The sequence below is a fragment of the Pseudomonas sp. FP1154 genome (assembly GCF_030687245.1).
GTDB lineage: Bacteria > Pseudomonadota > Gammaproteobacteria > Pseudomonadales > Pseudomonadaceae > Aquipseudomonas > Aquipseudomonas rhizophila.
In genome coordinates, this window is the sequence record NZ_CP117465.1 from 1,557,779 (window position 1) to 1,580,096 (window position 22,318).

General features: G+C 59.3%; 20 protein-coding genes and 5 pseudogenes. 17 read left to right on the forward strand and 8 right to left on the reverse strand.

Going from position 1 to position 22,318, the window contains the following annotated elements:
• The first annotated feature begins 277 nt into the window (after positions 1–277).
• From PSH91_RS07140 to PSH91_RS07150, 4 genes and pseudogenes are all read left to right on the forward strand, one after another.
• Positions 278–1,870 (forward strand): Ig-like domain-containing protein, encoded by a 1,593-nt coding sequence (locus PSH91_RS07140; RefSeq protein WP_305467703.1) that lies wholly within the window; start codon positions 278–280, stop codon positions 1,868–1,870.
• 301 nt (positions 1,871–2,171) lie between these two features.
• Positions 2,172–2,804 (forward strand): annotated as a pseudogene (locus PSH91_RS26690) (MCP four helix bundle domain-containing protein); the annotation flags it as partial.
• A 306-nt stretch (positions 2,805–3,110) separates the two neighbouring features.
• Positions 3,111–3,710: pseudogene (locus PSH91_RS26695) on the forward strand (methyl-accepting chemotaxis protein); the annotation flags it as partial.
• An 11-nt stretch (positions 3,711–3,721) separates the two neighbouring features.
• The gene (locus tag PSH91_RS07150; RefSeq protein ID WP_305467706.1) at positions 3,722–4,495 is read left to right on the forward strand and encodes a phytanoyl-CoA dioxygenase family protein; all 774 of its coding nucleotides are present in this window, start codon (positions 3,722–3,724) and stop codon (positions 4,493–4,495) included.
• Between the two features lie 32 nt (positions 4,496–4,527).
• Here PSH91_RS07150 and PSH91_RS07155 read toward each other — a convergent pair whose 3' ends face one another.
• From PSH91_RS07155 to PSH91_RS07165, 3 genes and pseudogenes are all read right to left on the reverse strand, one after another.
• Complete coding sequence (locus PSH91_RS07155; RefSeq protein ID WP_076385948.1) at positions 4,528–4,899, reverse strand: cupin domain-containing protein; 372 nt, start codon at positions 4,897–4,899, stop codon at positions 4,528–4,530.
• A gap of 102 nt (positions 4,900–5,001) precedes the next feature.
• Positions 5,002–5,809, reverse strand: a pseudogene (locus tag PSH91_RS07160) (AraC family ligand binding domain-containing protein).
• A 144-nt stretch (positions 5,810–5,953) separates the two neighbouring features.
• Complete coding sequence (locus PSH91_RS07165) at positions 5,954–6,145, reverse strand: DUF1508 domain-containing protein (protein WP_047227955.1); 192 nt, start codon at positions 6,143–6,145, stop codon at positions 5,954–5,956.
• Positions 6,146–6,481: 336 nt separating this feature from the next.
• On the opposite strand from PSH91_RS07165, the pseudogene PSH91_RS07170 reads away from it, so the two are divergent.
• The 4 genes and pseudogenes from PSH91_RS07170 to PSH91_RS07185 all read left to right on the forward strand — a co-directional run bounded on the left by PSH91_RS07170 (position 6,482) and on the right by PSH91_RS07185 (position 10,622).
• Positions 6,482–7,451: pseudogene (locus PSH91_RS07170) on the forward strand (glycosyltransferase family 2 protein).
• 2 nt (positions 7,452–7,453) lie between these two features.
• A complete protein-coding gene (locus tag PSH91_RS07175) occupies positions 7,454–8,161 on the forward strand; it encodes a bifunctional 2-polyprenyl-6-hydroxyphenol methylase/3-demethylubiquinol 3-O-methyltransferase UbiG (RefSeq protein ID WP_305467708.1) in 708 nt (235 codons plus the stop codon).
• On the forward strand, positions 8,158–8,541 hold the full coding sequence (locus tag PSH91_RS07180; protein ID WP_076385942.1) for a GtrA family protein: 384 nt from the start codon (positions 8,158–8,160) through the stop codon (positions 8,539–8,541). Before PSH91_RS07175 ends, PSH91_RS07180 begins: the two co-directional genes overlap by 4 nt.
• Complete coding sequence (locus tag PSH91_RS07185) at positions 8,538–10,622, forward strand: DUF6311 domain-containing protein (protein WP_305467709.1); 2,085 nt, start codon at positions 8,538–8,540, stop codon at positions 10,620–10,622. Before PSH91_RS07180 ends, PSH91_RS07185 begins: the two co-directional genes overlap by 4 nt.
• A gap of 21 nt (positions 10,623–10,643) precedes the next feature.
• Here PSH91_RS07185 and PSH91_RS07190 read toward each other — a convergent pair whose 3' ends face one another.
• Entirely contained in the window at positions 10,644–10,850 is a 207-nt protein-coding gene (locus PSH91_RS07190) for a hypothetical protein (RefSeq protein ID WP_188252105.1), read from the reverse strand.
• On the opposite strand from PSH91_RS07190, the gene PSH91_RS07195 reads away from it, so the two are divergent.
• Entirely contained in the window at positions 10,849–11,214 is a 366-nt protein-coding gene (locus PSH91_RS07195) for a 5-carboxymethyl-2-hydroxymuconate Delta-isomerase (RefSeq protein ID WP_047227950.1), read from the forward strand. The genes PSH91_RS07190 and PSH91_RS07195 overlap by 2 nt on opposite strands.
• A 106-nt stretch (positions 11,215–11,320) precedes the next feature.
• Here PSH91_RS07195 and PSH91_RS07200 read toward each other — a convergent pair.
• Positions 11,321–11,623 (reverse strand): annotated as a pseudogene (locus tag PSH91_RS07200) (LysR family transcriptional regulator); the annotation flags it as partial.
• Between the two features lie 521 nt (positions 11,624–12,144).
• Here PSH91_RS07200 and PSH91_RS07205 point away from each other — a divergent pair.
• The 8 genes from PSH91_RS07205 (at position 12,145) to PSH91_RS07240 (ending at position 20,653) form a co-directional block, all read left to right on the forward strand.
• The gene (locus PSH91_RS07205; RefSeq protein WP_305467712.1) at positions 12,145–13,527 is read left to right on the forward strand and encodes a glutamine synthetase family protein; all 1,383 of its coding nucleotides are present in this window, start codon (positions 12,145–12,147) and stop codon (positions 13,525–13,527) included.
• A 190-nt stretch (positions 13,528–13,717) separates the two neighbouring features.
• Positions 13,718–15,367: a phosphoethanolamine transferase gene (locus PSH91_RS07210; RefSeq protein WP_305467714.1), complete on the forward strand. Its 1,650-nt coding sequence runs from the start codon at positions 13,718–13,720 to the stop codon at positions 15,365–15,367.
• Between the two features lie 70 nt (positions 15,368–15,437).
• A complete protein-coding gene (locus PSH91_RS07215; protein ID WP_173407244.1) occupies positions 15,438–16,079 on the forward strand; it encodes a class I SAM-dependent methyltransferase in 642 nt (213 codons plus the stop codon).
• Positions 16,080–16,200: 121 nt separating this feature from the next.
• Entirely contained in the window at positions 16,201–17,334 is a 1,134-nt protein-coding gene (rnd, locus tag PSH91_RS07220) for a ribonuclease D (RefSeq protein ID WP_076385932.1), read from the forward strand.
• A complete protein-coding gene (locus tag PSH91_RS07225) occupies positions 17,331–17,624 on the forward strand; it encodes a YcgL domain-containing protein (RefSeq protein WP_047227944.1) in 294 nt (97 codons plus the stop codon). The genes rnd and PSH91_RS07225 overlap by 4 nt, the downstream gene beginning before the upstream one ends.
• Before the next feature lie 123 nt (positions 17,625–17,747).
• Complete coding sequence (locus PSH91_RS07230) at positions 17,748–18,680, forward strand: D-2-hydroxyacid dehydrogenase (protein ID WP_047227943.1); 933 nt, start codon at positions 17,748–17,750, stop codon at positions 18,678–18,680.
• A gap of 262 nt (positions 18,681–18,942) precedes the next feature.
• Entirely contained in the window at positions 18,943–19,392 is a 450-nt protein-coding gene (locus PSH91_RS07235; RefSeq protein WP_047227942.1) for a YcgN family cysteine cluster protein, read from the forward strand.
• A gap of 31 nt (positions 19,393–19,423) precedes the next feature.
• Positions 19,424–20,653 (forward strand): hypothetical protein, encoded by a 1,230-nt coding sequence (locus tag PSH91_RS07240; protein ID WP_305467717.1) that lies wholly within the window; start codon positions 19,424–19,426, stop codon positions 20,651–20,653.
• A 98-nt stretch (positions 20,654–20,751) separates the two neighbouring features.
• Here PSH91_RS07240 and PSH91_RS07245 read toward each other — a convergent pair whose 3' ends face one another.
• The 3 genes from PSH91_RS07245 to PSH91_RS07255 form a co-directional block, all read right to left on the reverse strand.
• Positions 20,752–21,129: a DUF2892 domain-containing protein gene (locus PSH91_RS07245; RefSeq protein WP_047227940.1), complete on the reverse strand. Its 378-nt coding sequence runs from the start codon at positions 21,127–21,129 to the stop codon at positions 20,752–20,754.
• A 76-nt stretch (positions 21,130–21,205) separates the two neighbouring features.
• Positions 21,206–21,676 carry an RNA methyltransferase gene (locus PSH91_RS07250; RefSeq protein ID WP_003198862.1) on the reverse strand — a complete coding sequence of 157 codons (471 nt, stop codon included), beginning with the start codon at positions 21,674–21,676 and terminating at the stop codon, positions 21,206–21,208.
• 253 nt (positions 21,677–21,929) lie between these two features.
• A complete protein-coding gene (locus PSH91_RS07255; protein WP_003184246.1) occupies positions 21,930–22,304 on the reverse strand; it encodes a YajD family HNH nuclease in 375 nt (124 codons plus the stop codon).
• Positions 22,305–22,318: the final 14 nt, after the last annotated feature.

The following is a 22,318-nucleotide window of genomic DNA, read 5'->3' on the forward strand; positions in this document are numbered from 1 at the left end:
CAGGGCATCGTTGGACAAACTGCTGGCGAACCGGCGCCGGCCATCGTCGGTCCACGCGAAACATTCTTCCCTGGTAAAGATTTTCCGGCACTGGGGCTCTTCAGGAAAAGGTCCCTTCGCAATGAGAATTTGTGGCGCGCAAGGGCTCTCCCCTCAACCCGCCATTTGTCGTAAATCTCCCCGCACCTGTTAGTTCTGACAGTAGCCAGGTTCTCCTGCCTGGAGTGTGATAACGGCGTCGCCCAGAGATCCACGCCCCGCCACCTGCCAGGAGAACATGATGGATATTCAGTCCTCTGAGTTAAATGAGCTTTTCAAATTGATCCCCGTGATCATCCCTGGCTGGGTGACCCCAGTGAAGCCTGCCAATCTTGCGAACGGAGGTATCCCCAAAAGGATTTACGACGATCAGGCACTGGGGCTTGAATGTCTGGTCGACCCATGGTTCGAGATCCCGCGTCGCGGCGGGACATTGGAGATTGACGACCAGGTCGACCTGTATGTAAATGACGACGCGACTCCTTCGGCTGGCGATATCATCAGGGAAGAAAACAAACGTCTGCGCCTTTACTTGCCTCATGGACGGTTGGTTCAAGGCGTCAATCGGTTGTACTACAAAGTGACCCGTCCCAGTGGTGGTGGCGGAACATCGAATGATATGAATGTTTTGTACCACCGACGGGCTCCAGGCGAACCCGCACCCGATAGCCTGGACCTGATGATCCCTTCCGATGTTGTCACTGCGGGTGTCAGCGCCGAGCGAGCAGCGCAAGGCGTGACGTTCGGTTTCGACTACAGCTACCGGCGGCGCTACGACCGTATTCGATTTCTGCTGGGCGATGCGACCGATGAATGGGAGATAGCCGACGACGCCCCGGTCCCGGAGGTGAGGACACTGTTTACCGACAAATTCCAGGAAGCGGGTGACAACCGCAGGGCGCAGGTCGAGTTTAGGGTTTTTGACCAGTTGGGCAACTCCAGTCAGTCGTCAGTGTACTTTCTGGATATTCATCTGAACCGACTTGCTCCGCCAGAAATCACCTCAGTGAAAGACGACAAAGAGGTTGAAATTCCGCATGGCACAAGCACTGTGGCGACCTCGGTCGTGCTCAGCGGCACCGCCAGTGGCGATCAACGAGTGGATATTTTTGACGGTGCGGATTTCAAAGGCTCTGCCCACGTCGAGGGCAATGGTATCTGGAGTTTCGCCGTCATCGGCCTGGCCGTCGGTGAGCACAGCTTCACCGCCAAGGCGGTCTACGGCAGCAACCCGGAGTCACTCGCCTACACCTTCACAGTGCTGGAGCCGCTGAGTTTCGGACAGGACCACAGTCAAACGGCATCGAATTATTTTATCGTGCGTGGACGACCACCCAGGATGCCTCCGGATGACGCAACTGCAACTTATACGCGTACGGCTACGGGGGGCGTACCTCCTTATCAATACGCATCCTCGAACGAGGAGGTTGCCCTCGTAGACTCGGAGTCGGGTCTTGTGCGGGCTGCGGGAAATGGGTCGGCACGGATAATCGCTACCGATGCAGGTGGTCGGACGGCCTTCTACGTGCTTACATTTTCGGGAGTCCGACTGGTGGAGCGTATCGACAACATGTGGTGGGACCCAAACTTCTCAGCTGTGCGGCCCAACCCTGAGCTGCACCTTGACCTGGCCCAAATGAAGAGATTCTGGGGAATCTATTTCCCATCCGAAGGGCTTGTGGCGCGGGCATTGAGCTGGCCCGAGTCTTTGTACTGGACATCGGATGGAGCGCCCGGCCCCTACGCCTTGGCCTTCTCGCTGAATGATCCGAATCCTGCCGAAGTAACCCGGCACGGCGGGGACATTTTTCCGGCAATTAAAAAACTCTAACCGTTCCGGTGTCGGACGTTGCAGGACAGGGCGACGGTGTTTTCACTAACCTCAACCGAAACCCTGGCCTCGGTCAAGACGATCAAAAACGTCTTCGCCTGCCCTTTAAAACAATCCCCTCCTTTGTGTCAATCAGACTAATGGTCTATAGCTCAAGGCATGCCTGCCGATAAGAAAGCTAACCCCCATAGAAGGAGTGCCCCCCATGATGCGGTTCTTTGCCGACCTGGGCTTTCGCTGGAAAATTACCCTGCCGATTGCTTTTCTGGCGCTGTTGTTGGTGTTGATGGGGTGGTCGGGCATGCGAGGCATCGACCAGGTGACGGCGTCCAGCACACAGCTGACCAAGCGTTACTTGCCGGCCATCAGTTTGCTGCTCAATGCCGATCGCGATCTTTACCAGGCTTTTGTTGCCGAGCGTAGTCTGCTCGATGGTCATGCGGACGAGCATCTGACAGCGCTGAGCGCCAGTCATGAGGAGAATGCGAAGCAGGCTTATGATCGCGTGCAGCAATATGCCGCGATGCAGCCCGGTGCCGAGGCGCTGGCGTTGGTCAGTCAGTTCAATGACGCTTTTGTAAAGTGGAAGCAGGTTTCGAGGCGCGTAATGGAGCTGTCCGTGGGGGATATGGAGGCGGCCAGCAAACTGAGTTTTGGTGACGGCGAACGCCTGTTCGAGGCCATGCGTGATCCCATCGACAAACTTGGCGAGCTGGAAGACCAGGCGTCCCACCGCGAGGGAGACGCGGCGATAGAAAATGGCGAGGAAGTGGGGGTGCATCAGGGCGGCATTCTGTTGATCGGTCTGCTTGGCTGCATTCTGGTCGTTGTTGCCCTGCCACTGGTCGTGCTGCGTCCTATGCGTCGCTTGCTCAGCCGCGTCGAGCAGATTGCAGAGGGTGGCGGCGATTTGAAGGCGCGTCTTGAGGTCCGTTCGGCTGACGAGCTGGGCCAGCTCGGCAACGCATTCAACCGCTTCCTCGACAAACTGCAGCCGCTGATTGCCGAGGTGGGCCGGGTGACCGGGGAGGTCGATGCTGCGGCACGCGCCATGGCCAGTATGGCCGCGACCAATGACCAACTGATCAGCAGCGAGCATGCGGCACTCGATCAGGTCAGCACCGCCGCGACCCAGATGAGCGCCGCCGTGCATGAAGTCGCCCACAACGCGCTGAATGCCTCGGATGCTGCACAACAGGCTACCAGTCAGTCCCGTGATGGTGCCGACGTTGTCAGCAGCACCATCGAATCGATCCGCCAACTGGCCCAGGAAGTGGAAAGCGCGTCGGGAACCATCGAAGCCTTGGCCCAGGAAACCTCCAGTATCGGCGCGGTCCTCGAGGTGATCCGTGGCATCGCTGAACAGACCAACCTGCTTGCACTGAACGCCGCCATTGAGGCTGCACGGGCCGGTGAGCAAGGCCGCGGTTTTGCGGTCGTGGCTGACGAAGTCAGGGCGCTGGCGGCGCGGACCCAGGATTCGACCAAGGATATCCAGGTCCGTATCGAGCGCTTGCAGTCGGGTGTCGCCAAGGCCGTTCAAGCGATGCACGTCGGTAGCACCAAGGCCCGTGACAGCGTCGAGCGGGCAGCGAGTGTCGATCAGGTGCTCAGCGGCACGGGCGGTTCCATACAGCGGATCAACGATATGGCCGCGCAGATCGCCAACGCTTGCGAAGAGCAGAGCAGTGTCACTGAGGAAATCGCCCGCAACATCTCCGACATCCGCGACCTGTCCAACGAAGCGGCGCAGAACTCTGCCCAGAGCATGCATGCCAGCCAGCAGCTTTCCGGGCTATCGAGGACATTGGCGGAGTTGACCGGCCGTTTTCGCACCTGAGTCCAGGCGCGATGGTGGCCACCCTCCCATCCTTGGCGGCGCTCACCGGCGAGCGCTTGCGAGCCCTGCATCAGGACGGTTTCGTCCTGATACCTGCGGTGTTGAGCGTCGCGCAAATCACCGACCTGCGCCATGCAATCGATTGCCTCAAGCCTCAGCACTGGGACTACAGCGGCGTGATCGATCACTACAAATGCGTGTTCAATCGCGATCCGTTCTGGTTGCCGTTTCTCGATATGGAAGGGGTGATCGAGCTGGCCGAGGCGGCTCTGGGGGATGATTGCCACATCATTGGGCAGACAGCCTGGCGTTGCCACCCCGGTTTTGTCGGCGCCCCGTTGCACCTGGATTACCTGGCGATGGCATTGCCACCACAGCTTCTGGCCGATCCAGCTTTCGAGTTGCCGATGCAGATTTTCACCGCACAGTTTTACCTTGATGACATCAATGCCGACCTGAGCCCGACCCGCGTCATTCCCGGCAGTCATCGGGCGGGGCGGGCGCCCGTGGCGGGCGAAACGCAATGGCAAGGGCGCGTCGCGCAACCGGTATTGTGCCGGGCGGGCGACGTGCTGGTGCTGCGCAGCGAGTTGTGGCATGCCGGCAGCGAGAACCGCAGCGTCGACCGTTCACGTTATATGCTGCAGGTTCACTATGGCCGGCGGATGATCGCGCAGAAGTTCTCGCCTTATCTGTACTGGCAATTCAACCCCGCTGTACTGGCTGCCGCGACACCTCGCCAGCGGCGCCTGTTGGGCGATCATCAGGAGGCTGAGTACGATTGACCTCCTGGCATCGGTTACGTCACGGCGCTACGTCAGATCCAGACATCATTCACCGCTGTTCGCTCATTGGTTTCGTCGCCCGTGTTAATGACACCGCGAGGTTCGATCAACAGCAATTTCACTTCCAGTGCGGCGCTTGGCTTGTGCTCGACACCTTTTTTCACCACGTACATCTCGCCTGGGCCAATCGTCACCGCGCCGTCGCGAAAATCAATGCGAAGCTCGCCTTCCAGCACGATGAAGGTTTCATCGGTATCGGCGTGGGTATGCCAGACGAAGTCACCTTCGAGCCGGACGATCTTGAACTGGTAGTCGTTCATTTCGGCCACGACTTTCGGGGCCCACTGTTCCTGGAAGAGTGTGTATTTCTGAGCGAAGTTGATGGGGGAGTAGTGAGTGCTCATGAGGAATGCTCGTCTTGTGAAGGGGGTGAGCGCGACCTTACTGCCTGAGCCTGAGCAGGTATTGGATGATTGTGCAGCTTTTGTGGGGCCCGGCACCCGAAGTCAGCGCAGCATCTTCAGCCAGCGTGCTGGTGAAATGCCGAAAGCCTGGCTATGTAACCGGGTCATGTGGCTCTGATCGAAAAAACCGCACGCCAGGGCCGCTTCACTCAATGGCATGCCGTGGATAACCAGGCGACGGGCTTTATTCAGACGTCGCTGGTTGATATACCGATAGGGGCTGGTGCCGTACAGCGCTCGAAAGTCCCGGGACAGGCTCCATCGATCCCGGCCACTGGCTTGGACCAGATCATCCAGACTGATGGGCTGGTCAAGGGCATCATGAATGAACAGTCGTGCGCGCTCTGCCGCCGAGTAGTCGATCAATCGCCGCCCACGCCGGTTACCCGCTGCGCTGTCCAGTGCCTGGGCCACATCGTAGATGCCGTCCTCCTCTTCCAGCGGATCGAGTGGATGATCCATGCAGCGCAACAATCTGCGCGTAGCCACATTGAGGTGAGGATCGTTCGACAGCCCCCCCTTCGATGAAGGGCAAGGGTTTGCCGCCCAGCACTTGCTGGATCACGGAGGGCTCTACATAGAACATCCGGTAGCGAAAGCCGTCGCTCGTGCCTGCTTCGCCATCGTGAACTTCGTCCGGGTGCAGGACGATGGTTCCGCCGGGCTGGCTATGGCGTTTGCTATGGCGGTAGTTGAAGCTCTGAACACCGCAAAGCGTGACGCCGATGGCGTAGGTGTCATGCCGGTGGGTGGTGTAGCCATGGCCACTGAAATAGGCTTCGATGCGTTCCATTTTCCGCGATTCAGGAGCCCGCACCAGCCAGTCGCGATCACGATTTGATTGAGTCATTTAGACCGGCCTCTCGCTTTTGTCTGCACACGATACCTGTCTGATATGCCTTGGCGCAGGAAAAAGCGAGATCCGGATTCTTCGGAACGCAGAAAGCTGCTCGTTACGCAGGGCGGCTTACTGGTCGTACAGTGCGTCGCTGTTTCAGATTTCTTTCACGGGTGTCTCACCCTGGGCACTCTTGATCAGCCCGATGACGTGAAGGCAGTCAGCCTTGTTCACATAGGATTCGCCGCTGGCGATCGTTTCGTGGTTGCCGGCTCTCAAGCGCCACCGCCATTGGCCTTTTCCAGTGCTCTGGGTGCCTCGGGTCTGCCTGTAGATCTCAAAATACATCGGTTCGCTCCCTGCGATTAATCATTCAAGACATGCTTTGCACATGTCGCTCCAAGCCTAGCCAAGCTGATAGTTTTGGCTATGGGAAATTCGTTTCCATTCGTTATCAAATATTGCCGATGTGGATTCGGATTTGCTCCGGCGACCCTTTTCAGGAAACAGGTCATCTTGGGGGCGCGGGGCTGGATAAAGTTCCGGTTTCGTTCTTGCGTTGCCTTGTCCGGTCCTGCTTAATACATTCCGATTCAGACGTTTGTCATTGACGTCCGGTCCGGGGAACCCGGGGGCTGGGAGCCCGATGGGACTGGAAAAACCTATAAGAAAAAGAGCCATCAAGTGACTGAATATCCAGGAGCGGATCTGCAAGGATGTCTAGCGCTTTCGCTTGTCATTCCAGTTTTCAACGAAGTCCAGTCCATAGATTTGTTTATCGCCAGAGTCGATCGGGTTTTTGCGAACGAGCCGCTGGTGACCCTGGAACTGGTGTTCGTCAATGACGGCAGTGTCGACGAAACATTGATGCTGTTGCTGGAAAAACAGCGAGCCGACCCGCGCATCCGGATCGTCGACCTGAGCCGCAATTTCGGCAAGGAAGCGGCGCTGAGTGCCGGTCTGCAAGCGGCTCGTGGCCAGGCGGTGGTGCCGATCGACGTCGACCTGCAGGACCCGCCCGAGGTGATCCTGCAAATGATCGCCCACTGGCGCAACGGTGCCGAGGTGGTACTGGGCCATCGCATAAACCGTGACTCCGACTCTTGGGCCAAACAGGTTTCCGCCAACGGGTTCTATCGGCTGCACAAATAAAATCGCCGACCACAAGCTACCGGAAAATGTCGGTGATTTTCGGCTGATGGATCGTTGTGTGGTCGATGCGCTGCAGAGCCTGCCAGAGTCCCGACGCTTCATGAAGGGCTTGTTTGCCTGGGTAGGATTTCGAACCACCGTCGTGGATTACGTCAGGCCCGAGCGTGCGGCCGGTGAAAGCAAATTCAACGGCTGGCGCCTGTGGAACTTTGCCCTGGAGGGCATCACCAGTTTCAGCACCGAACCGCTGCGTATCTGGACCTACCTGGGGCTTAGCGTCTCGCTGGTGTCCTTTTCGTTTGCCGTGTTCATCGTGTTACGGACGCTGATTTCCGGGGTCGATCTGCCAGGCTATGCCTCCCTGATGGTGGCCGTCACGTTCCTGGGCGGGTTGCAACTGATCGGCATCGGCGTACTGGGTGAATACCTGGGCCGGACCTATATCGAATCCAAACGCCGACCGGTTTTTCTGGTACGGCGCATCTATGACGCCAAGGACTGACAATGGATCTCAAGGAAACCGACATCCTGGGGCCCGATATCGGGCAGCATTGGTACTATCGTTCCAAGGCGCGCGCCATGCTCCACATGCTCAAAGGCACATCGGCCAAAACACTGCTGGATGTGGGGGCCGGATCGGGCTTTTTTTCCCATCACTTGTTGTCCCATACCGAGACGGCCCGGGCCTGGTGCGTGGACATCAGTTACCCGGCCGACTCTGATGCCAGCACCGCCGGCAAACCCGTCCACTACCGGCGCGCCATCGACGCGCTGGACGCGGATCTGGTGTTGTTGATGGATGTGTTGGAACACGTGGACGATGACATGGGCCTGCTCAAGGCTTATGTCGACAAGGTGCCCTCTGGCACCCGCTTCCTGATCACCGTGCCGGCGTTCCAGTTTCTCTGGAGCGGGCATGATGTGTTTCTGGAACACAAACGCCGTTACACCCTCGGGCAACTGGAGGGGGTCGTGGCCCAGGCGGGTTTGCAGGTGCACAGAAGCGCTTACTATTTCGGCCTGGTGTTTCCGATCGCCGCTGCCGTGCGCCTGTTGCAACGCAACACGTCCGGCGCGCCGGCCAGCTCGCTCACTCGGCATCATCCGCTGGTCAATGGCGTGTTGAAGTCGCTGTGCAGCCTGGAGCTTGCGTTTATGGGCGCCAATCGCGTGGCCGGCCTGACGGTGTTCTGTCTGGCACAAAAACCATGATCTGGACGCGGTCGCCGTTGCTGCGACGTGGGCTGCGGTTCGCCATGACGGGCTTGTTCGTGACCGCTGTGCATGTGTTGGCTGCCGTGTTGTTTGTGCACCTGATCCTGGCCAGCCCGCCGTTGGCCAACGGTTTTGCGTTTGTGGTGGCAACCGTGGTGTCTTACCTGATCAACACGCTCTGGAGTTTCTCCAGCCGATTGCATGGCCGCACGCTCGGCCGTTTCGTGGTGGTGTCGATCGGCGGATTCTGGCTGGCGATGCTGGTGGCCTGGGTGGCGCAGAGCGCGGGCCTGAATTACCTGGCAGGCATTGCTGCCGTGGCGCTGATCATCCCGGTGTTTACCTTCATCTTGCATAATTTCTGGACGTATCGATGACCGTTCGTGGCGAGCGTTATTTGGTTTCCCTGTTGCCCGTATTGCTGGGCGTGCTGGCGTTTCTGATGGTCATCGGCCCTCGGGTGTTGAACCCGACGAATATCGCCTGGCTGGGGGAGGGCGATGCGGCGACTCATTATCTGGGATGGGCGTTTTTCCGTGATTCGCCCTGGACCTTTCCGTTGGGCATGAACCCTTCCTATGGCTTGGAGTTGGCCAACGGGATCATTTTTTCCGATTCCAACCCGCTGCTGGCGTTCATATTCAAGCCCTTCAATGCTTGGCTTCCCGAGACGTTCCAGTATTTCGGGCTGTGGCTGCTGGCGTGTTTTGTCCTGCAGGCCTGGTTTGCCTGGAAGCTGGTGGGGCTGCTGACGCCTTCGGTCTGGATCAGGTTGTTGGGGGCCGGGTTGTTCGTGTTTTCTCCCCCGATGTTTCTGCGCATGGGAGGGCATCTTTCCTTGTCCGGGCATTTCCTGATCCTGGCGGCGCTGTACCTGGCGTTGCGGCCCGGTCTGCAAAAGCGACGCCTGGCCTGGGGCGTGCTATTGGGCGCGACGGCGCTGGTGCATGCCTATCTGTTGGCGATGGTGGCATTGATCTGGCTGGCTGATCTGGCCAGCAACGCCATCAAGGGTCGGTTACCCCGGCGCAATGCCTTGATTGAGCTGGCCGGTCTGTTTCTGCTGGTCGCATTCTGCTGCTGGCAAGCGGGTTATTTCAGTGTGGGCGGCGGGACCGTGGCGGGTGGTTTTGGCTTGTATCGTCTGAATCTTTTGTCGGTGGTGAACCCCAGTGGCTGGTCATACGTATTGCGCGACATGCCCCAAGGACCCGGGGACTACGAGGGTTTCAATTACCTGGGGTTGGGGGTGCTGATGCTGGCCATCTGCGCCGGCGTGGCACTGCTGCAAGGCAACACCGGCCTGGCGGAGGCCGTGCGTCGCAGACCTCTATTGCTGTTGGCGCTGATCGGGCTGACGCTTTTTTCACTGACCAACACGCTTGGTATTGGCATGCTGGATGTGCATTACTGGTTGCCGAAAACCATCGAGCAGTTGGCGAACGTCTTTCGCGCAGCCGGTAGGATGTTCTGGCCGGTGTTCTACATTCTCGTGTTTACGCTGATCTTTTTGGTGGTCCGAGGCAATAAGCCACGAGCTGCGGTGTGTCTGCTGGCTGTCGCCCTGGTGGTGCAGGTTCTGGATACCCGCAGCGGGTGGGCAGGCCTGCGCAAGAGCCGGATGATGCCGACCGCCTCGAGCTGGCCGACGCCCCTGGCCGATCCGTTTTGGGCCAGCGCGGCAAATCACTACGCCAAGGTCCGGTCGTTGTTGCCGCAGAATCAGCCGGACAACTGGCTGTTGATCAGCCAATACGCCCAGAACCATGGTCTGGAAACCGATAGCGTGTACTTGGGGCGGATGGGCACTCGGGAGATCGAACACGCTCAACGGCACGCAGGCCAAATGCTCGCCACCGGTCAGTATGAAGCGGATTCCCTCTACATTCTCGACAGCCGCACCGCGCTCGAAGCGATCAAAACCGTTAATCGTCAGACCGATCTGCTGACCCGTCTTGATGGCCTCGTGGTGCTGGCACCGGGATGGAAGACCTGTACCCAATGCCCACCGATAGCGCAGGAGACGCTGGACGTGCAGGTCAAGCCAGGTGAGCGCCAGGTGTTCAACCGAATAAACGCGATGTTGGTCAGCGGCTGGGGGCGCGTCGAAGATTGGGGCACCTGGTCGGAAGGTGCTCAGGCAGAGCTTGTATTGCGTGTGCCCCCTGAGGCCCGCGCCCTCTCGATCGAAGCTGCGGCGTTCGTACAGCCCCTGCATACCAGGCAGAGAATCGAGGTCTCGATCAATGGCGTTGCGGCCCTGTCGACGCAACTGACCCGCATGCAGGAGAACACCCTGGAGCTGTCATTGAGCCCGGCCATTCGCGAAGCGATTGCCGCAGATGGGCAGGTGCGTGTGCAGTTTCATCTACCCGACGCGGTCAGTCCCAAGGCGCTGGGGTTGGGGAGCGACGAGCGAGTCATGGCGTTGGGGCTGAAGTCTCTGACGGTGAATTAAGCCGGACGTCTTTATCGTGCTTCAAGGTTTTTTGCGCAGCGCCGAATGCACAATTTGAGGCTGTTTTTCGAAACGCTGATACGGCTGGAAGCGTTCATGCGTGAGCGCGCCGGCGCGGTGCAAATTCTGCTGCGCGAAACAAAAACCTGCGTCAGCCAAGTAAAGTCGAGGTATGGTTGCGACGGCTGAAACCACATCGTCATATTTTCGAACAGGAGTCGAACACATGCCTCACCTGCACATGGAGTACACCGCCAACCTGCCCAAGTTTGACGAGGGTGTCGTACTGTTGCGTCTGAATAATACGCTGGTGGCCTCCGGTCAGTTCGCTGCCGAGTCGGACATCAAAAGCCGGGCTGTGAAAATCGAGAATTTCCTGGTGGGCACCCTTTTCGAAAAGCGCGGTTTCGTGCACGTGAAGCTGGCCTTGTTGAGCGGCCGTTCGCCAGAGGTCAAGAAGCAGCTGGCCGAAAAACTGTTGGAGGTGATCCAGGAGGTGGGCGAATGGCCGGCTGACGTTTCCGTGCAACTGTGCGTGGAAATCCTCGACATCGACCGAGGCCCCTATGCCAAGGCTGTCGTCGGCGCCTGAGGGTCAGGTGCTTCGCGTCTTGACGATCCGCTCGCGCAGCCAGGTGCTATCAGCGGCCTGGCTGCACGGCGTTTCAAGGTGAATCCCGACAAGCCTTCAGGCGCTTGATGGTTTGCCGGGTGGGATCAACCGTGGCCGCACCGGCATGGCACAGGTTGATACTCTGCAAGATGGCGCGCACATGCTTGTACATGCCCTCGGCTTTATAAGTGGGGCGCATGCCAGTGCGGGTGTTGATGAACAACTCGTCGTCGAAACAGGTCCGCAGTTTCTTGAGGCAGTAGCTGACCGTTGACTGGCTGACACACAACGCCTCGGATACACCGGTGACGCTGCTTTGCTCGTACACAGCGTTAAACACCATGAGGTCTTGCATATCGAGTTTTCTGAGGGAGTTACTGTTCAGCATCCGTTCTGTCTCTCTCTGCGCTCCTTGCGCGGATCTTGCGCAAACCAGACCTTTGATCCTAACGGAACGATCGTCCCAGGAGAATGCCAGGCGAGCGGTTTCACGGTCGCGAGTGGGACAGATAATGTAATGAACACGACGGATCTTCAGCATTCGATTCTCTGGCCGATTGTTTAGCTCGTTGCGATCCAAGCTCCATCAAATCAAGGTTTAACCGGCTTTGGTGACGTGGGACTCTGCCAAAGTGTGTTTCCTGTGATGTCTTTTATGGACGGTTGGCCCGCAGCAATCCAATACCCTTCATTCGCCGCAATGGGGCCGGTGGGCAGGTTTATGTCCGGGGTCTCTCCCACGCTGTGTGCGCTGCCCTCTGAACTGGCTTTTTGGGCACTCTGGCATTGTCGCCACGCCCGTCCTCCAGATACTTGTATTTCCTGTTGATCCTAAACAGTGTTCGTTGATCGCGAGCACAGGCTGACGGTGCTTTGTCGCCCGTCCGACATGAAAATACGAGCGTTCTCATGAGTTCTGCCCACCTCTCTTTTGCCCCCCTGCATCAAGCCCAGGCGTTCCTGGAGCAAAATCCGGATATTGAGCTGTTCGAGCTGTTTATTCTCGACAGCAACGGTGTGCCTCGGGGCAAACTGCTGCACCGGGATGAGTTGCTGGCGCTTTACGAAAGTGGGCGGCCCTTGCCCAGTACCATTCTCGGGTTGACCATCAATGGCGACGACGTGGAAAACTCCGGGCTGGTGTGGGATGTTGGCGACATCGATTGCCGGGCTTATCCCATCAGCGGCAGCTTGCAGCGAATGCCCTGGCGGCTGATCCCCACTGCGGCAGTGCAGGTCAGCATGCATCCTCAGGAAGGCATGCCCGCGACCATCGCCGATCCGCGTTATTTGCTCAGTCAAGTGATCGACGCTTTGCAGGCCGATGGCTATTACCCGGTGATGGCGGCGGAGCTGGAGTTCTATCTGTTGGACGCGCAGCGCGACAGCCAGGGCCGGCCGCAACCGGCGCGGGACGCTGATGGCGGCCGACCCGGTGCCACGCAGGTCTATGGCTTGCGCGAGCTGGAACAGATCGAACCGTTCCTGGCGGACCTCTATTCCGCCTGCAAGTCGCAGGGGATCCCGGCCCGAACGGCCATTTCCGAATACGCGCCGGGCCAGGTGGAAATCACCCTCCAACACCGCACCGATGCCTTGCAAGCCATGGATGAAGCGGTGCGCTACAAGCGTCTGGTTAAAGGCGTGGCGCATAAACACGGCATGCAGGCGTGTTTCATGGCCAAGCCGTTCGCGGAACTGGCGGGTTCGGGCATGCACATGCACGTCAGCCTGGCGGATAGCGAGGGCCATAACCTGTTTGCCAGCGAAGCCGCCGATGGCACGCCGCTGCTGCGTCATGCGGTGGGCGGGATGCTCGACACGTTGCTCGACTCACTGCTGATGTTCTGTCCGAATGCCAATTCCTACCGGCGCTTCCAGAGCAACAGCTACGCGCCGCTGGCAGCAACCTGGGGCGTGGACAATCGCACCGTGAGCCTGAGGGTACCGGGCGGGCCGGCGTTTTCGCGGCATATCGAACATCGTATTTGTGGTGCCGACGCCAACCCGTACCTGGCCGCCGCAGCGATACTGGCCGGCATCCATCGCGGCATTCGTGAACAGTGCGATCCCGGTGCGCCAGTGGCGGGCAACGGCTATGCCCAGGCGAGCGAATTGCTGCCCACCGACTGGCTCACCACCTTGCGCACGCTTGAAGCCTCGACCTGGGCCAGGCAAGCCTTCGGCGATGAGTTCCTCAGGGTGTACCTGGCGGTCAAACGCGCCGAATACCGTCAGTTCATGGGCGAGGTCGGAGAGCAGGACTGGCGTTGGTACATCCATCAGGCTTGAACTGAGCGACAAGCTGCACGTCGGATCGGACGTGCGGCTTGCTACTTGAAAAATTATTTAATGGCAACTTTTTCACGAAAAATTGATAGTGACCTGCCTAAAGTTTGTGTTGCCGTAGCACAGTAGTTTTTCAAACTTTCCTGCGGTATTTGCTTTCCATAGCGCAACTTCCAGGAAACTTTAAAACCTCATGCTGACCATTAAACCCGTGCGCCCCGAGTGGGTGACGCTGGTCGCCAGTGTCTTTTTATTAGTGGGCTTCAACGTTGTGCTCTGGCAGCACCTGCATACCATTACGGCAGGTGACGGCGGGGGCGTGCTGATCGGCGTGGCGTTTGCGGTGCTGGTGTTGTTCGCCTTCAACCTGATGCTGACAATGGTAGCGTTCCGTGGGCTGCTCAAGCCTGTGCTGATATTGCTTTTTCTGATCAGCGCCGGTGTGGCGTATTTCATGGCTCAGTATGGCGTGCTGATCGATGCCGGCATGTTTCGTAACTTTGCTGAAACCAATGCCACAGAGGTGCGTGATTTACTGTCGTTAAAGTTGTTTGCCTACCTCGGTTTGTTAGGCGTGTTGCCGTCCTGGTTGTTATTTAAAACGCCGATCAGCTATCGCCGCTGGCCCAAAGAATTGTTAAGCAAGTTAGTGGTGAGCGGGGTGTCGGCGGGGGTGATCGGCATGGTCGCCCTGGCCAATTACCAAGGGTTGTCTTCATTGTTTCGCAATCATCATGAATTGCATTTGATGGTGGTACCGAGCAACTACATCGGTGCGTCGATCGGGTACTTGCGTGAACAGGTCGCGTCGGCCAAACAGCCCTTTATCACCTTGGGTGAGGATGCGAGTCGTAATCCGGTCTGGCAAACCCATGCCCGCAAGTCCCTGACCGTACTGGTGGTGGGGGAGAGCGCCCGTGCCGAGAACTTCGGCATTCTGGGCTATAACCGCGATACCACGCCGCAACTCAATCAAGAAGCTGGCCTGATCGCCTTCACTGATGTGCACTCCTGCGGTACGGAAACCGCGGTATCGGTGCCGTGTATGTTTTCCAACATGGGCCGCAAGAACTACGACGCCAGCAAGGCCAGGAACGAAGAAGGCCTGCTCGATGTGCTCAAGCGCGCCGGGCTGGAGGTGATCTGGCGTGACAATCAGTCGGGCTGCAAAGGCACTTGCGACCGGGTCACTGTGCAGGATGTCAGCAATCTCAAGGACCCGGCCCTGTGCGCCAACAGTGAGTGTCGCGACGAAATTCTGCTCCAGGGCCTGCAGCATTTCATCGACACCCTCGACAAGGACACCGTACTGGTGCTCCACCAAATGGGCAGTCACGGGCCGGAGTATTTCAAGCGCTATCCCAAGCAATACGAACATTTCACCCCAGTGTGCCAAAGCAATGCGCTGAACAATTGCAGCCGCCAGAGCATCGTCAACGGCTACGACAACACGCTGGTGTACACCGACCATGTGTTATCGACCCTGATCGACCTGCTGCGGGCCAATCAGGACAAGGTCGACACCGCGATGCTGTACCTGTCCGACCACGGCGAGTCCCTGGGCGAGTACAACCTGTTTCTCCATGGCACGCCCTACATGCTCGCCCCGGAACAACAGAAACACGTGGCGATGCTGGCCTGGTTTTCCGACAGCTATCAGAAGTCCTTCTCCGTCGACACCCATTGCCTGCAACTGAGCCGGGACAAGCCCTTGAGCCAGGACAATCTGTTTCATTCGATGCTCGGGCTGCTGGAAGTCAACAGCAGGGTCTACAACCGGGACCTGGACCTGTTTGCCGGTTGCCGTGGCGCGGTCATTGACGGGGTATTGGCCCGGCAGTGAGCGCCTCGACTTTTTTTTCACGTACGGGTGGTTAGCCTGTTCCTATTCATCTTTCCCAAGAGCGGTTGGTATGTCTGGGCAACCCCCATCCCCCGTAGAGATCGAGTTCGCCAGGCATCATGACCGGGAACACGCGCGCATTTGCCGTCAAGCGGCGCCCAGGCGACTGCGCCTGGCGTTCTGGCGTGACGAGCAATTGGTCCGCAATGCCTTGAAAGCCGCCGGTGAACCGGGGCTGGTGCTGGATGTGACCTGTGGCGCGGGCCGGTTCTGGCCGGTGCTGGCCGAACATGCCAACCGGGTGATCCTGGCGGCGGACCCCTCGCCAGACATGCTCGATCACGCCCGCACCCACCATGGCGGCGCGTTGCTGGAGCGGGTCACGACCTTTCCCAGTTCGGCATTCACCCTCGGCCTGTCGGCTAACGCTGTGGACTGTATTTTGTGTCTGCAACTGTTTCGGCACGTCAAGGCCAGTGAGCATCGGCTGGCGCTGTTGCGCGAATTTCATCGGGTCAGCCGTGACACGGTGATTGTGTCGGTGCAAATTGAAGGTCGCCTCAACATCGGACCTGCGCCGCACCGCGGCCTGGCGGACAAGGCTGAAGTTGAAGCCGAGTTCCGCCAGGCCGGTTTCACCCAGCTGTGGTACCAGGATTTTCTGCCCGGGTTTGCGCTGACGCGGATTTATGCGTTGTGCAAGGCCGGTTAATTCCCGATGTAGGACTATTCTTGCCTTCGCGCAGGCGATTTCTCTCAGGCTCCCGCTCTATGGATGCTCGCAATCGCTGACGGCGATATATACTGCGCGCCATTCTTCAAGGGAGAGCCGTGTGGCCATCGATATTCACTGGATTCGCGACAACGATAGCCTCGGTCAGTTTTGCGCCCAATGGCAGCAGTTGCCATTCGTCGCCCTCGACACTGAATTCATGCGGGTCGACACGTTTTATCCCATTGCCGGTTTGTTGCAGATCGGCGACGGCGAGCGTGCCTATCTGATCGACCCCTTGACCATCGACAACTGGAAGCCCCTGGCCGCGTTGCTGGAAAACCCGGCAGTGCTCAAGGTGCTGCACGCCTGCAGCGAAGACCTTGAAGTGCTGCTGCGCTTGACCGGCAGCCTGCCTGCGCCGCTGTTCGACACTCAATTGGCCGCCGCCTACCTGAACCTGGGTTTTTCCATGGGTTATTCCCGGCTGGTACAGGACGTGTTGGGCATCGACTTGCCCAAGGGCGAAACCCGCTCTGATTGGTTGCAAAGACCCCTGTCGGAAACGCAGATCAGCTACGCCGCTGAAGATGCAGTGCATCTGGCGGAAGTTTTCGTACAGCTACGCCCGAAGCTTTCTGACGAAAAATACGCCTGGGTCCTGGAGGATGGCGCCGAGCTGGTGGCCAACCTGCGTCGCGAAGTCGACCCCTATGAGGTTTATCGCGAGGCCAAGCTGGCCTGGAAACTTTCCCGTGCCCAACTGGCCGTGCTGCGCGAGCTATGCGCCTGGCGCGAGCGGGAAGCGCGGGCTCGTGACCTGCCGCGTAACCGGGTCATTCGCGAGCATTCGCTGTGGCCCCTGGCCCGCACTCAGCCGGATAACCTCGGTGCGTTGGCGAAAATCGAAGACATGCACCCGCGTACCGTGCGCCAGGACGGCGAGTTCCTGCTGGAGCTGATCAAACGCGCCGCCAGCGTGCCGCCCGAACAATGGCCGCCAGCCGTGGCCGAGCCCTTGCCCATCGAGGCTTCGGCGCTGGTCAAGCGTCTGCGGGCACTGGGGCAGGCTGAGGCCGAGCGCCTGGGAATCGCCCCTGAACTGATGCTGCGCAAGAAAACCCTCGAGGCGCTGATCAAGAGCGGCTTTCCCGAGGGCCCTTACCAATTGCCCGATTCGCTGCGTGGCTGGCGCCGCGAATTGATGGGCCAGGCGCTGCTCGACAGCCTGGCCACCGCCGGAGAACAGCCTTGAAACGTATCTGCTCGATCTACCGAAGCTCGAAGAAAAACGAGATGTACCTGTATGTGCTCAAAAGCGATGCCCTGGAGCGTGTGCCCGAGCCCCTGATGGCTGCCTTTGGGAAGGCGATCCATGCCTTTGACCTGGTGCTGAGCCCCGAGCGCAAGCTGTCCCGGGAGGACATCAACCTGGTGCTGGAAAACCTCGATACCCAGGGTTATCACTTGCAGATGCCACCGGCTGAAGACGAATACATCGAGCATCTGCCGGAAGAGTTGCTGCGACGCAACGACCCGGTCTGACGGTACCCCGAGGCACCTTTCCCGGGCCTCTTGAAACACTGGAATGGTTTATTGGCGATGGCCGCAAGGATGGAGCGACACTCTGTCGGCGGTCGTCTGCATAGTTTTTGAAAGGTTTGATCCATGCGCGTTCTGATTGCCGAACACGATCACGCGGTGTACGCCCAGCTTCTGCGACAGGCTGCACCCGATATCCAAGTCCTGACCAGTGGCGACTCCGCCGAACTGTCGCGACTGGCCGCCGACTGCCCGGTCTGGCTGGGCCAGCCCGATCTGCTGGCCACCCTGTTGCGTCAAGGCCATCAGCCCCAGTGGCTGCAATCGACCTGGGCGGGCATCACGCCGCTGCTGGCCGAGGGCTTGACGCGTGATTATCGCCTGACCCGTGCGGTGGGCATTTTCGGCCAGGTGATGGCCGAGTACGTCCTTACCTATATGCTCGGTCATGAGCGCGAGGTGCTGGCGCGGCTGGTCAGCCAGGTCGAGCGCAAGTGGGACAACCGTCAGGGCCAGAGTCTGGCCGGGCGCAAGGCACTGATCGTCGGGACCGGCGATATCGGCCAGCGGGTAGCGCAGTTCCTGCTGCCGTTTGGTGTGCAGCTGTATGGCATTGCCAGCGAAGCCCGGGAGCTGGCGCCGTTCATTGAGGTCGGGGCGCTGAAGGATCTGCCGCGCATGGTGGGGGAGGTGGATTATGTGATCAACCTGCTGCCCAACACGCCGGACACCCACGATATATACGACGCGACGCTGTTCAGGCAATTCAAGCCCACCGGGCTGTTCATCAATGTCGGGCGCGGCGTGGCCGTGGTCGATGCCGATCTGGTGCAAGCCTTGAAGGAAGGGCACCTGGCCGGCGCGGTCATTGACGTTTGCCGCCAGGAGCCGTTGCCACAGCGGCATCCTTTCTGGACGGCCTGGGGCCTGCTGCTGACCGGCCATAGCTCGGCACCGACGTCGCCGGCGATGATGGTGCAGTTGTTCCTGGAAAACCTGCGGGCCTACCAGGCCGGCGAAACCTTGCGCGGGGAAGTGGATTTCGATCGGGGATATTAGACCGAGCCAATCAACTTGTGAGAGCGAGCCTGCTCGCGATAGCGGTTTGCCAGTCGGCATCAATGCTGGCTGATCCGGCGCTATCGCGAGCAGGCTCGCTCCCACAGTGATCTTCAGCGGTCACCCCATCGGTGTTCTCGGCCAATCCATTTACGGACTTCGCCAACACAACGCCCTACCGACAGTCGCCCATGCTTGGCCTGAAGAGGCCCCGGCACTAGACTGACGGCCTTTTCACCATCTGATGCTGATTGCTTGAGCCATGGCCGCCAAAGTCGAACCGTTCTGGATACGTAAAACCCTCGATCAGCTTGATGCGCAGGAATGGGAATCGCTGTGTGACGGCTGTGGCCTGTGCTGCCTGCAAAAACTCGAAGACGAAGACGACAACAGCGTCTACTACACGCGCATCGCTTGCAAATTGCTGGACTTGAAAACCTGCCAGTGCACCGACTATTCCCGGCGCCGCGACTTTGTTCCCGATTGCATCCAGCTCACACCGGGCAAGGCCGATGAGTTCAAATGGTTGCCACCGACCTGCGGTTATCGTCTGGTCAGTGAGGGCAAGGATCTGCCGTTATGGCACCACCTGGTCTGTGGCGATCGCGATGCCGTGCACCACGAACGCATTTCCCAATCCGGGCGCATGCTGGCCGAAGGCAGCGTGCCCGAGGACGATTGGGAAGATCATCTGATTTTTCGCGCCGGCTGAATGCCGGGCATCGCACCATCAGGGAGAACCCATGGCAGCAGGATTGAAAAGGATGCTCGCAGCCGGGCTGTGGGCGGTGTGCGGGCCGCTGTGGGCGGCGCAGAAAGTCGATCTGGATTATCACGTGCACCTGTTGCCGCAAAGCGATCAGGCCGAAGTGCGCCTGACCCTGGCGCGGGGTTCGGCAGTGCGCAGCCTGGACTTCGACCTCGGCGATGGCAGCCGCTACAGCCACTTCAAGGCCGACGGTCAATGGCAGCTCATCCTGGGCAAGGACACACGCGGCGTTTGGCGTCCCAGTGCCGACAAGGCGAGCCTGAGCTATCGCGTGCGCATCAGTAATACTCGCAAGAACGGTACGTTTGAAACCCGTATGACCCCGGGATGGGGGCTTCTGCGTGGCGACGATCTTGTGCCGCCGGCCAAGTTGGATCAGCAGGATGGCACTGAGCTGGTGTCACGTTTGCAATTTGAACTGCCCGACGGCTGGAAAAGCATCGAAACGGCCTGGCCGCGCATCGGCAAGCAACGCTTTCGCATCGACAACCCCGCGCGGATGTTCGATCGTCCCACCGGCTGGATGCTCGCCGGCAAACTCGGCAGCCGTCGCACACGCCTGGGAGAGACCGAGGTGACGGTGGCCTCACCCCAAGGCCAGGGCATGCGCCGGATGGATGTGCTGACGCTGCTGACGTTCGTCTGGCCGCAAGTGCAGGCGTTGGTGCCGCGTCATCCCGGCAAGCTGCTGATCATCGGCGCGTCAGACCCGATGTGGCGTGGCGCCCAGGCCGGGCATGAATCGATTTATCTGCACAGTCGTCCGCCGCTGGTCAGCGAACGCGGCAATAGCCCGATGTTGCGCGAGTTGGTGCAGATGCTGGCGCGGGTCAACGATCGTGAGCGCAGTGACTGGATCAGCGAAGGGCTGGCCGAGTATTACGCCATCGAATTGCTGCGTCGGGCTGGCGGCATGAGTGATGAGCGCTACCAGAGCCTGAACGACCGGTTGGCTCGGGACAGCAAAGGCGTCAGCACCTTGCGTGGCGAGCAGGTCCGCCCGGCGACGGTGGCCAAGGCGGTGTTGCTGTTGCAGGAGCTGGACCGCGAGATTCGTTTGAAAACCCGCAACAAGCGCTCGCTCGATGACGTGCTGCACGCCGCCATGCGTCTGGAGACGGTTGATACCCAGGAGTTTGTCCAGCTCAGCGAGAGCGTTCTGGGGGAGAGTTCTACTGTGCTGGATACTCGGTTACTTCAGTAATACCGCTATCGCGAGCAGGCTCGCTCCCACATTGACCAGCGTTGCACTCAAAATGTGGGAGCAAGGCTTGCCCGCGATGGGGCCATCAGCCAGTAAAATCAAAGCCCAACCTTCGGCGAACTCAACGAATCATTCCCCGTCACTGTAGCCGTGCTGGTCGCGGCCTCGGCGCTGGCTTTCATGCGGCTCAGCTCATCACCGGCCTGCTCGATGCGGGCACGGGCGTGGTGCAGGTTCTGACGATTCTTTTCCAGCAAGGTCTTGGCCGAGCAGTGCCCGGTGATGCCGCGCGCCAGGGCCATGCCGCCGATCGCCAGTTGGGCCAAACCGATCACGCCGCCACGGCGCAAGCCCTTGCCCATCATCAGGACTCCGCCGGCCAATGAGCCAATGCGTTCCCAGCCATGCACGTTTTGCGGCGGATGAGATTGGAAAGGGGTGGTCTCAATCGGCTCGAACGGGTTGTTATCGCTCATGATCTGTCTCCGGTGTGGGGTTGGTATAAAACTGACTGCCCGAGCGATTCCCTTGTTCAATCCAATTGCGCACCGATCAGCGGAATTGCGGCCCCGAACGGGTGTTATTGCCTTTGGCCATGCGGTCGTACAACACGACGTTGACCGTGGCCGCCAGGTTCATGCAACCGGTGGTGGGGATGTACACCACGTCTTCGCACCAGTCACGGATGTCTTTATCCAGCGAGCCATCTTCCGGGCCGAAGATATACAGCGCCCGGTCCGGGTGAGTGTATTCGGGCAAGGGACGAGCACCTTCGACCAGTTCCACGGCCACTGGCACACAGCCCAGGGGCAGGATTTTTTTCAGGTCATCGATGCCGATCAACGGGATGTCGTAGTGGACTTTCTTGGTGTCAGTGACGAAGTCTGCGGCGCGCTCATAGCGTTTGCCGGTGTAGAACACCGATGCCACGCCGTAGCAGCCGGCGGCGCGCATGACCGAACCGACGTTTTCCGGAGACTTGGGGTTGAACAGACCGATGCAGCTGTAGCGTTTGTTGGCCACGGGCGGGGTGCCTTTGGGGAAAAGGCGCGATTATACGGGGAATGTCCGGGCTGGGCTCGGTTCTGGTGATGTATTGCTCTGAAGATCGCCATCGCGAGCAGGCTCGCTCCCACAGTGGATTCGTGTTGTTCGCAAAATCCTGTGGGAGCAAAGCTTGCTCGCGAAACAGCCGGCTCGGTTTCTGAAAGACCGCATCGGCTTCATCGCGGGCAAGCCTTGCTCCCACATAAATCCTCTCGCCACAAATGGCTGGCTACTCGTCCTTTTTCATCAACCCGGCCAGTGCGGCGAACGGGTTGTGGGTCGCCTTGGCGATTTTCGGGGTGCTCAGGGAGCCGTCGCCGAAATATTGCTGGTCGGTGTAACGCGAGTGTTCGTTGTCGTGGCAGTACAGGCACAGCAGTTCCCAGTTGGAACCGTCCTGCGGGTTGTTGTCATGGTTGTGGTCGCGGTGGTGAACAGTCAGTTCACTCAGGCGCTTGCCGGAAAACTCACGGGCGCAGCGGCCACAGACGTGGGGGTACATTTTCAGGGCTTTGTCGCGGTAACCCATTTCCCGGTCACGCTGGGCATCGGCGAGGATGCGATCCAGCTTGGCGGTGTTGGACGGTGGCGTTGACGAACTCATGGGTTCACCTTTGT

Excerpts from the sequence above, each read along its gene's own strand:
- PSH91_RS07140 (WP_305467703.1), top strand. The coding sequence starts at position 278 with ATGATGGATATTCAGTCCTCTGAGTTAAATGAGCTTTTCAAATTGATC.
- PSH91_RS07150 (WP_305467706.1), top strand. The coding sequence starts at position 3,722 with ATGGTGGCCACCCTCCCATCCTTGGCGGCGCTCACCGGCGAGCGCTTG.
- PSH91_RS07155 (WP_076385948.1), bottom strand. The coding sequence starts at position 4,899 with ATGAGCACTCACTACTCCCCCATCAACTTCGCTCAGAAATACACACTC.
- PSH91_RS07165 (WP_047227955.1), bottom strand. The coding sequence starts at position 6,145 with ATGTATTTTGAGATCTACAGGCAGACCCGAGGCACCCAGAGCACTGGA.
- PSH91_RS07175 (WP_305467708.1), top strand. The coding sequence starts at position 7,454 with ATGGATCTCAAGGAAACCGACATCCTGGGGCCCGATATCGGGCAGCAT.
- PSH91_RS07180 (WP_076385942.1), top strand. The coding sequence starts at position 8,158 with ATGATCTGGACGCGGTCGCCGTTGCTGCGACGTGGGCTGCGGTTCGCC.
- PSH91_RS07185 (WP_305467709.1), top strand. The coding sequence starts at position 8,538 with ATGACCGTTCGTGGCGAGCGTTATTTGGTTTCCCTGTTGCCCGTATTG.
- PSH91_RS07195 (WP_047227950.1), top strand. The coding sequence starts at position 10,849 with ATGCCTCACCTGCACATGGAGTACACCGCCAACCTGCCCAAGTTTGAC.
- PSH91_RS07190 (WP_188252105.1), bottom strand. The coding sequence starts at position 10,850 with ATGTGTTCGACTCCTGTTCGAAAATATGACGATGTGGTTTCAGCCGTC.
- PSH91_RS07205 (WP_305467712.1), top strand. The coding sequence starts at position 12,145 with ATGAGTTCTGCCCACCTCTCTTTTGCCCCCCTGCATCAAGCCCAGGCG.
- PSH91_RS07210 (WP_305467714.1), top strand. The coding sequence starts at position 13,718 with ATGCTGACCATTAAACCCGTGCGCCCCGAGTGGGTGACGCTGGTCGCC.
- PSH91_RS07215 (WP_173407244.1), top strand. The coding sequence starts at position 15,438 with ATGTCTGGGCAACCCCCATCCCCCGTAGAGATCGAGTTCGCCAGGCAT.
- PSH91_RS07230 (WP_047227943.1), top strand. The coding sequence starts at position 17,748 with ATGCGCGTTCTGATTGCCGAACACGATCACGCGGTGTACGCCCAGCTT.
- PSH91_RS07235 (WP_047227942.1), top strand. The coding sequence starts at position 18,943 with ATGGCCGCCAAAGTCGAACCGTTCTGGATACGTAAAACCCTCGATCAG.
- PSH91_RS07240 (WP_305467717.1), top strand. The coding sequence starts at position 19,424 with ATGGCAGCAGGATTGAAAAGGATGCTCGCAGCCGGGCTGTGGGCGGTG.
- PSH91_RS07245 (WP_047227940.1), bottom strand. The coding sequence starts at position 21,129 with ATGAGCGATAACAACCCGTTCGAGCCGATTGAGACCACCCCTTTCCAA.
- PSH91_RS07255 (WP_003184246.1), bottom strand. The coding sequence starts at position 22,304 with ATGAGTTCGTCAACGCCACCGTCCAACACCGCCAAGCTGGATCGCATC.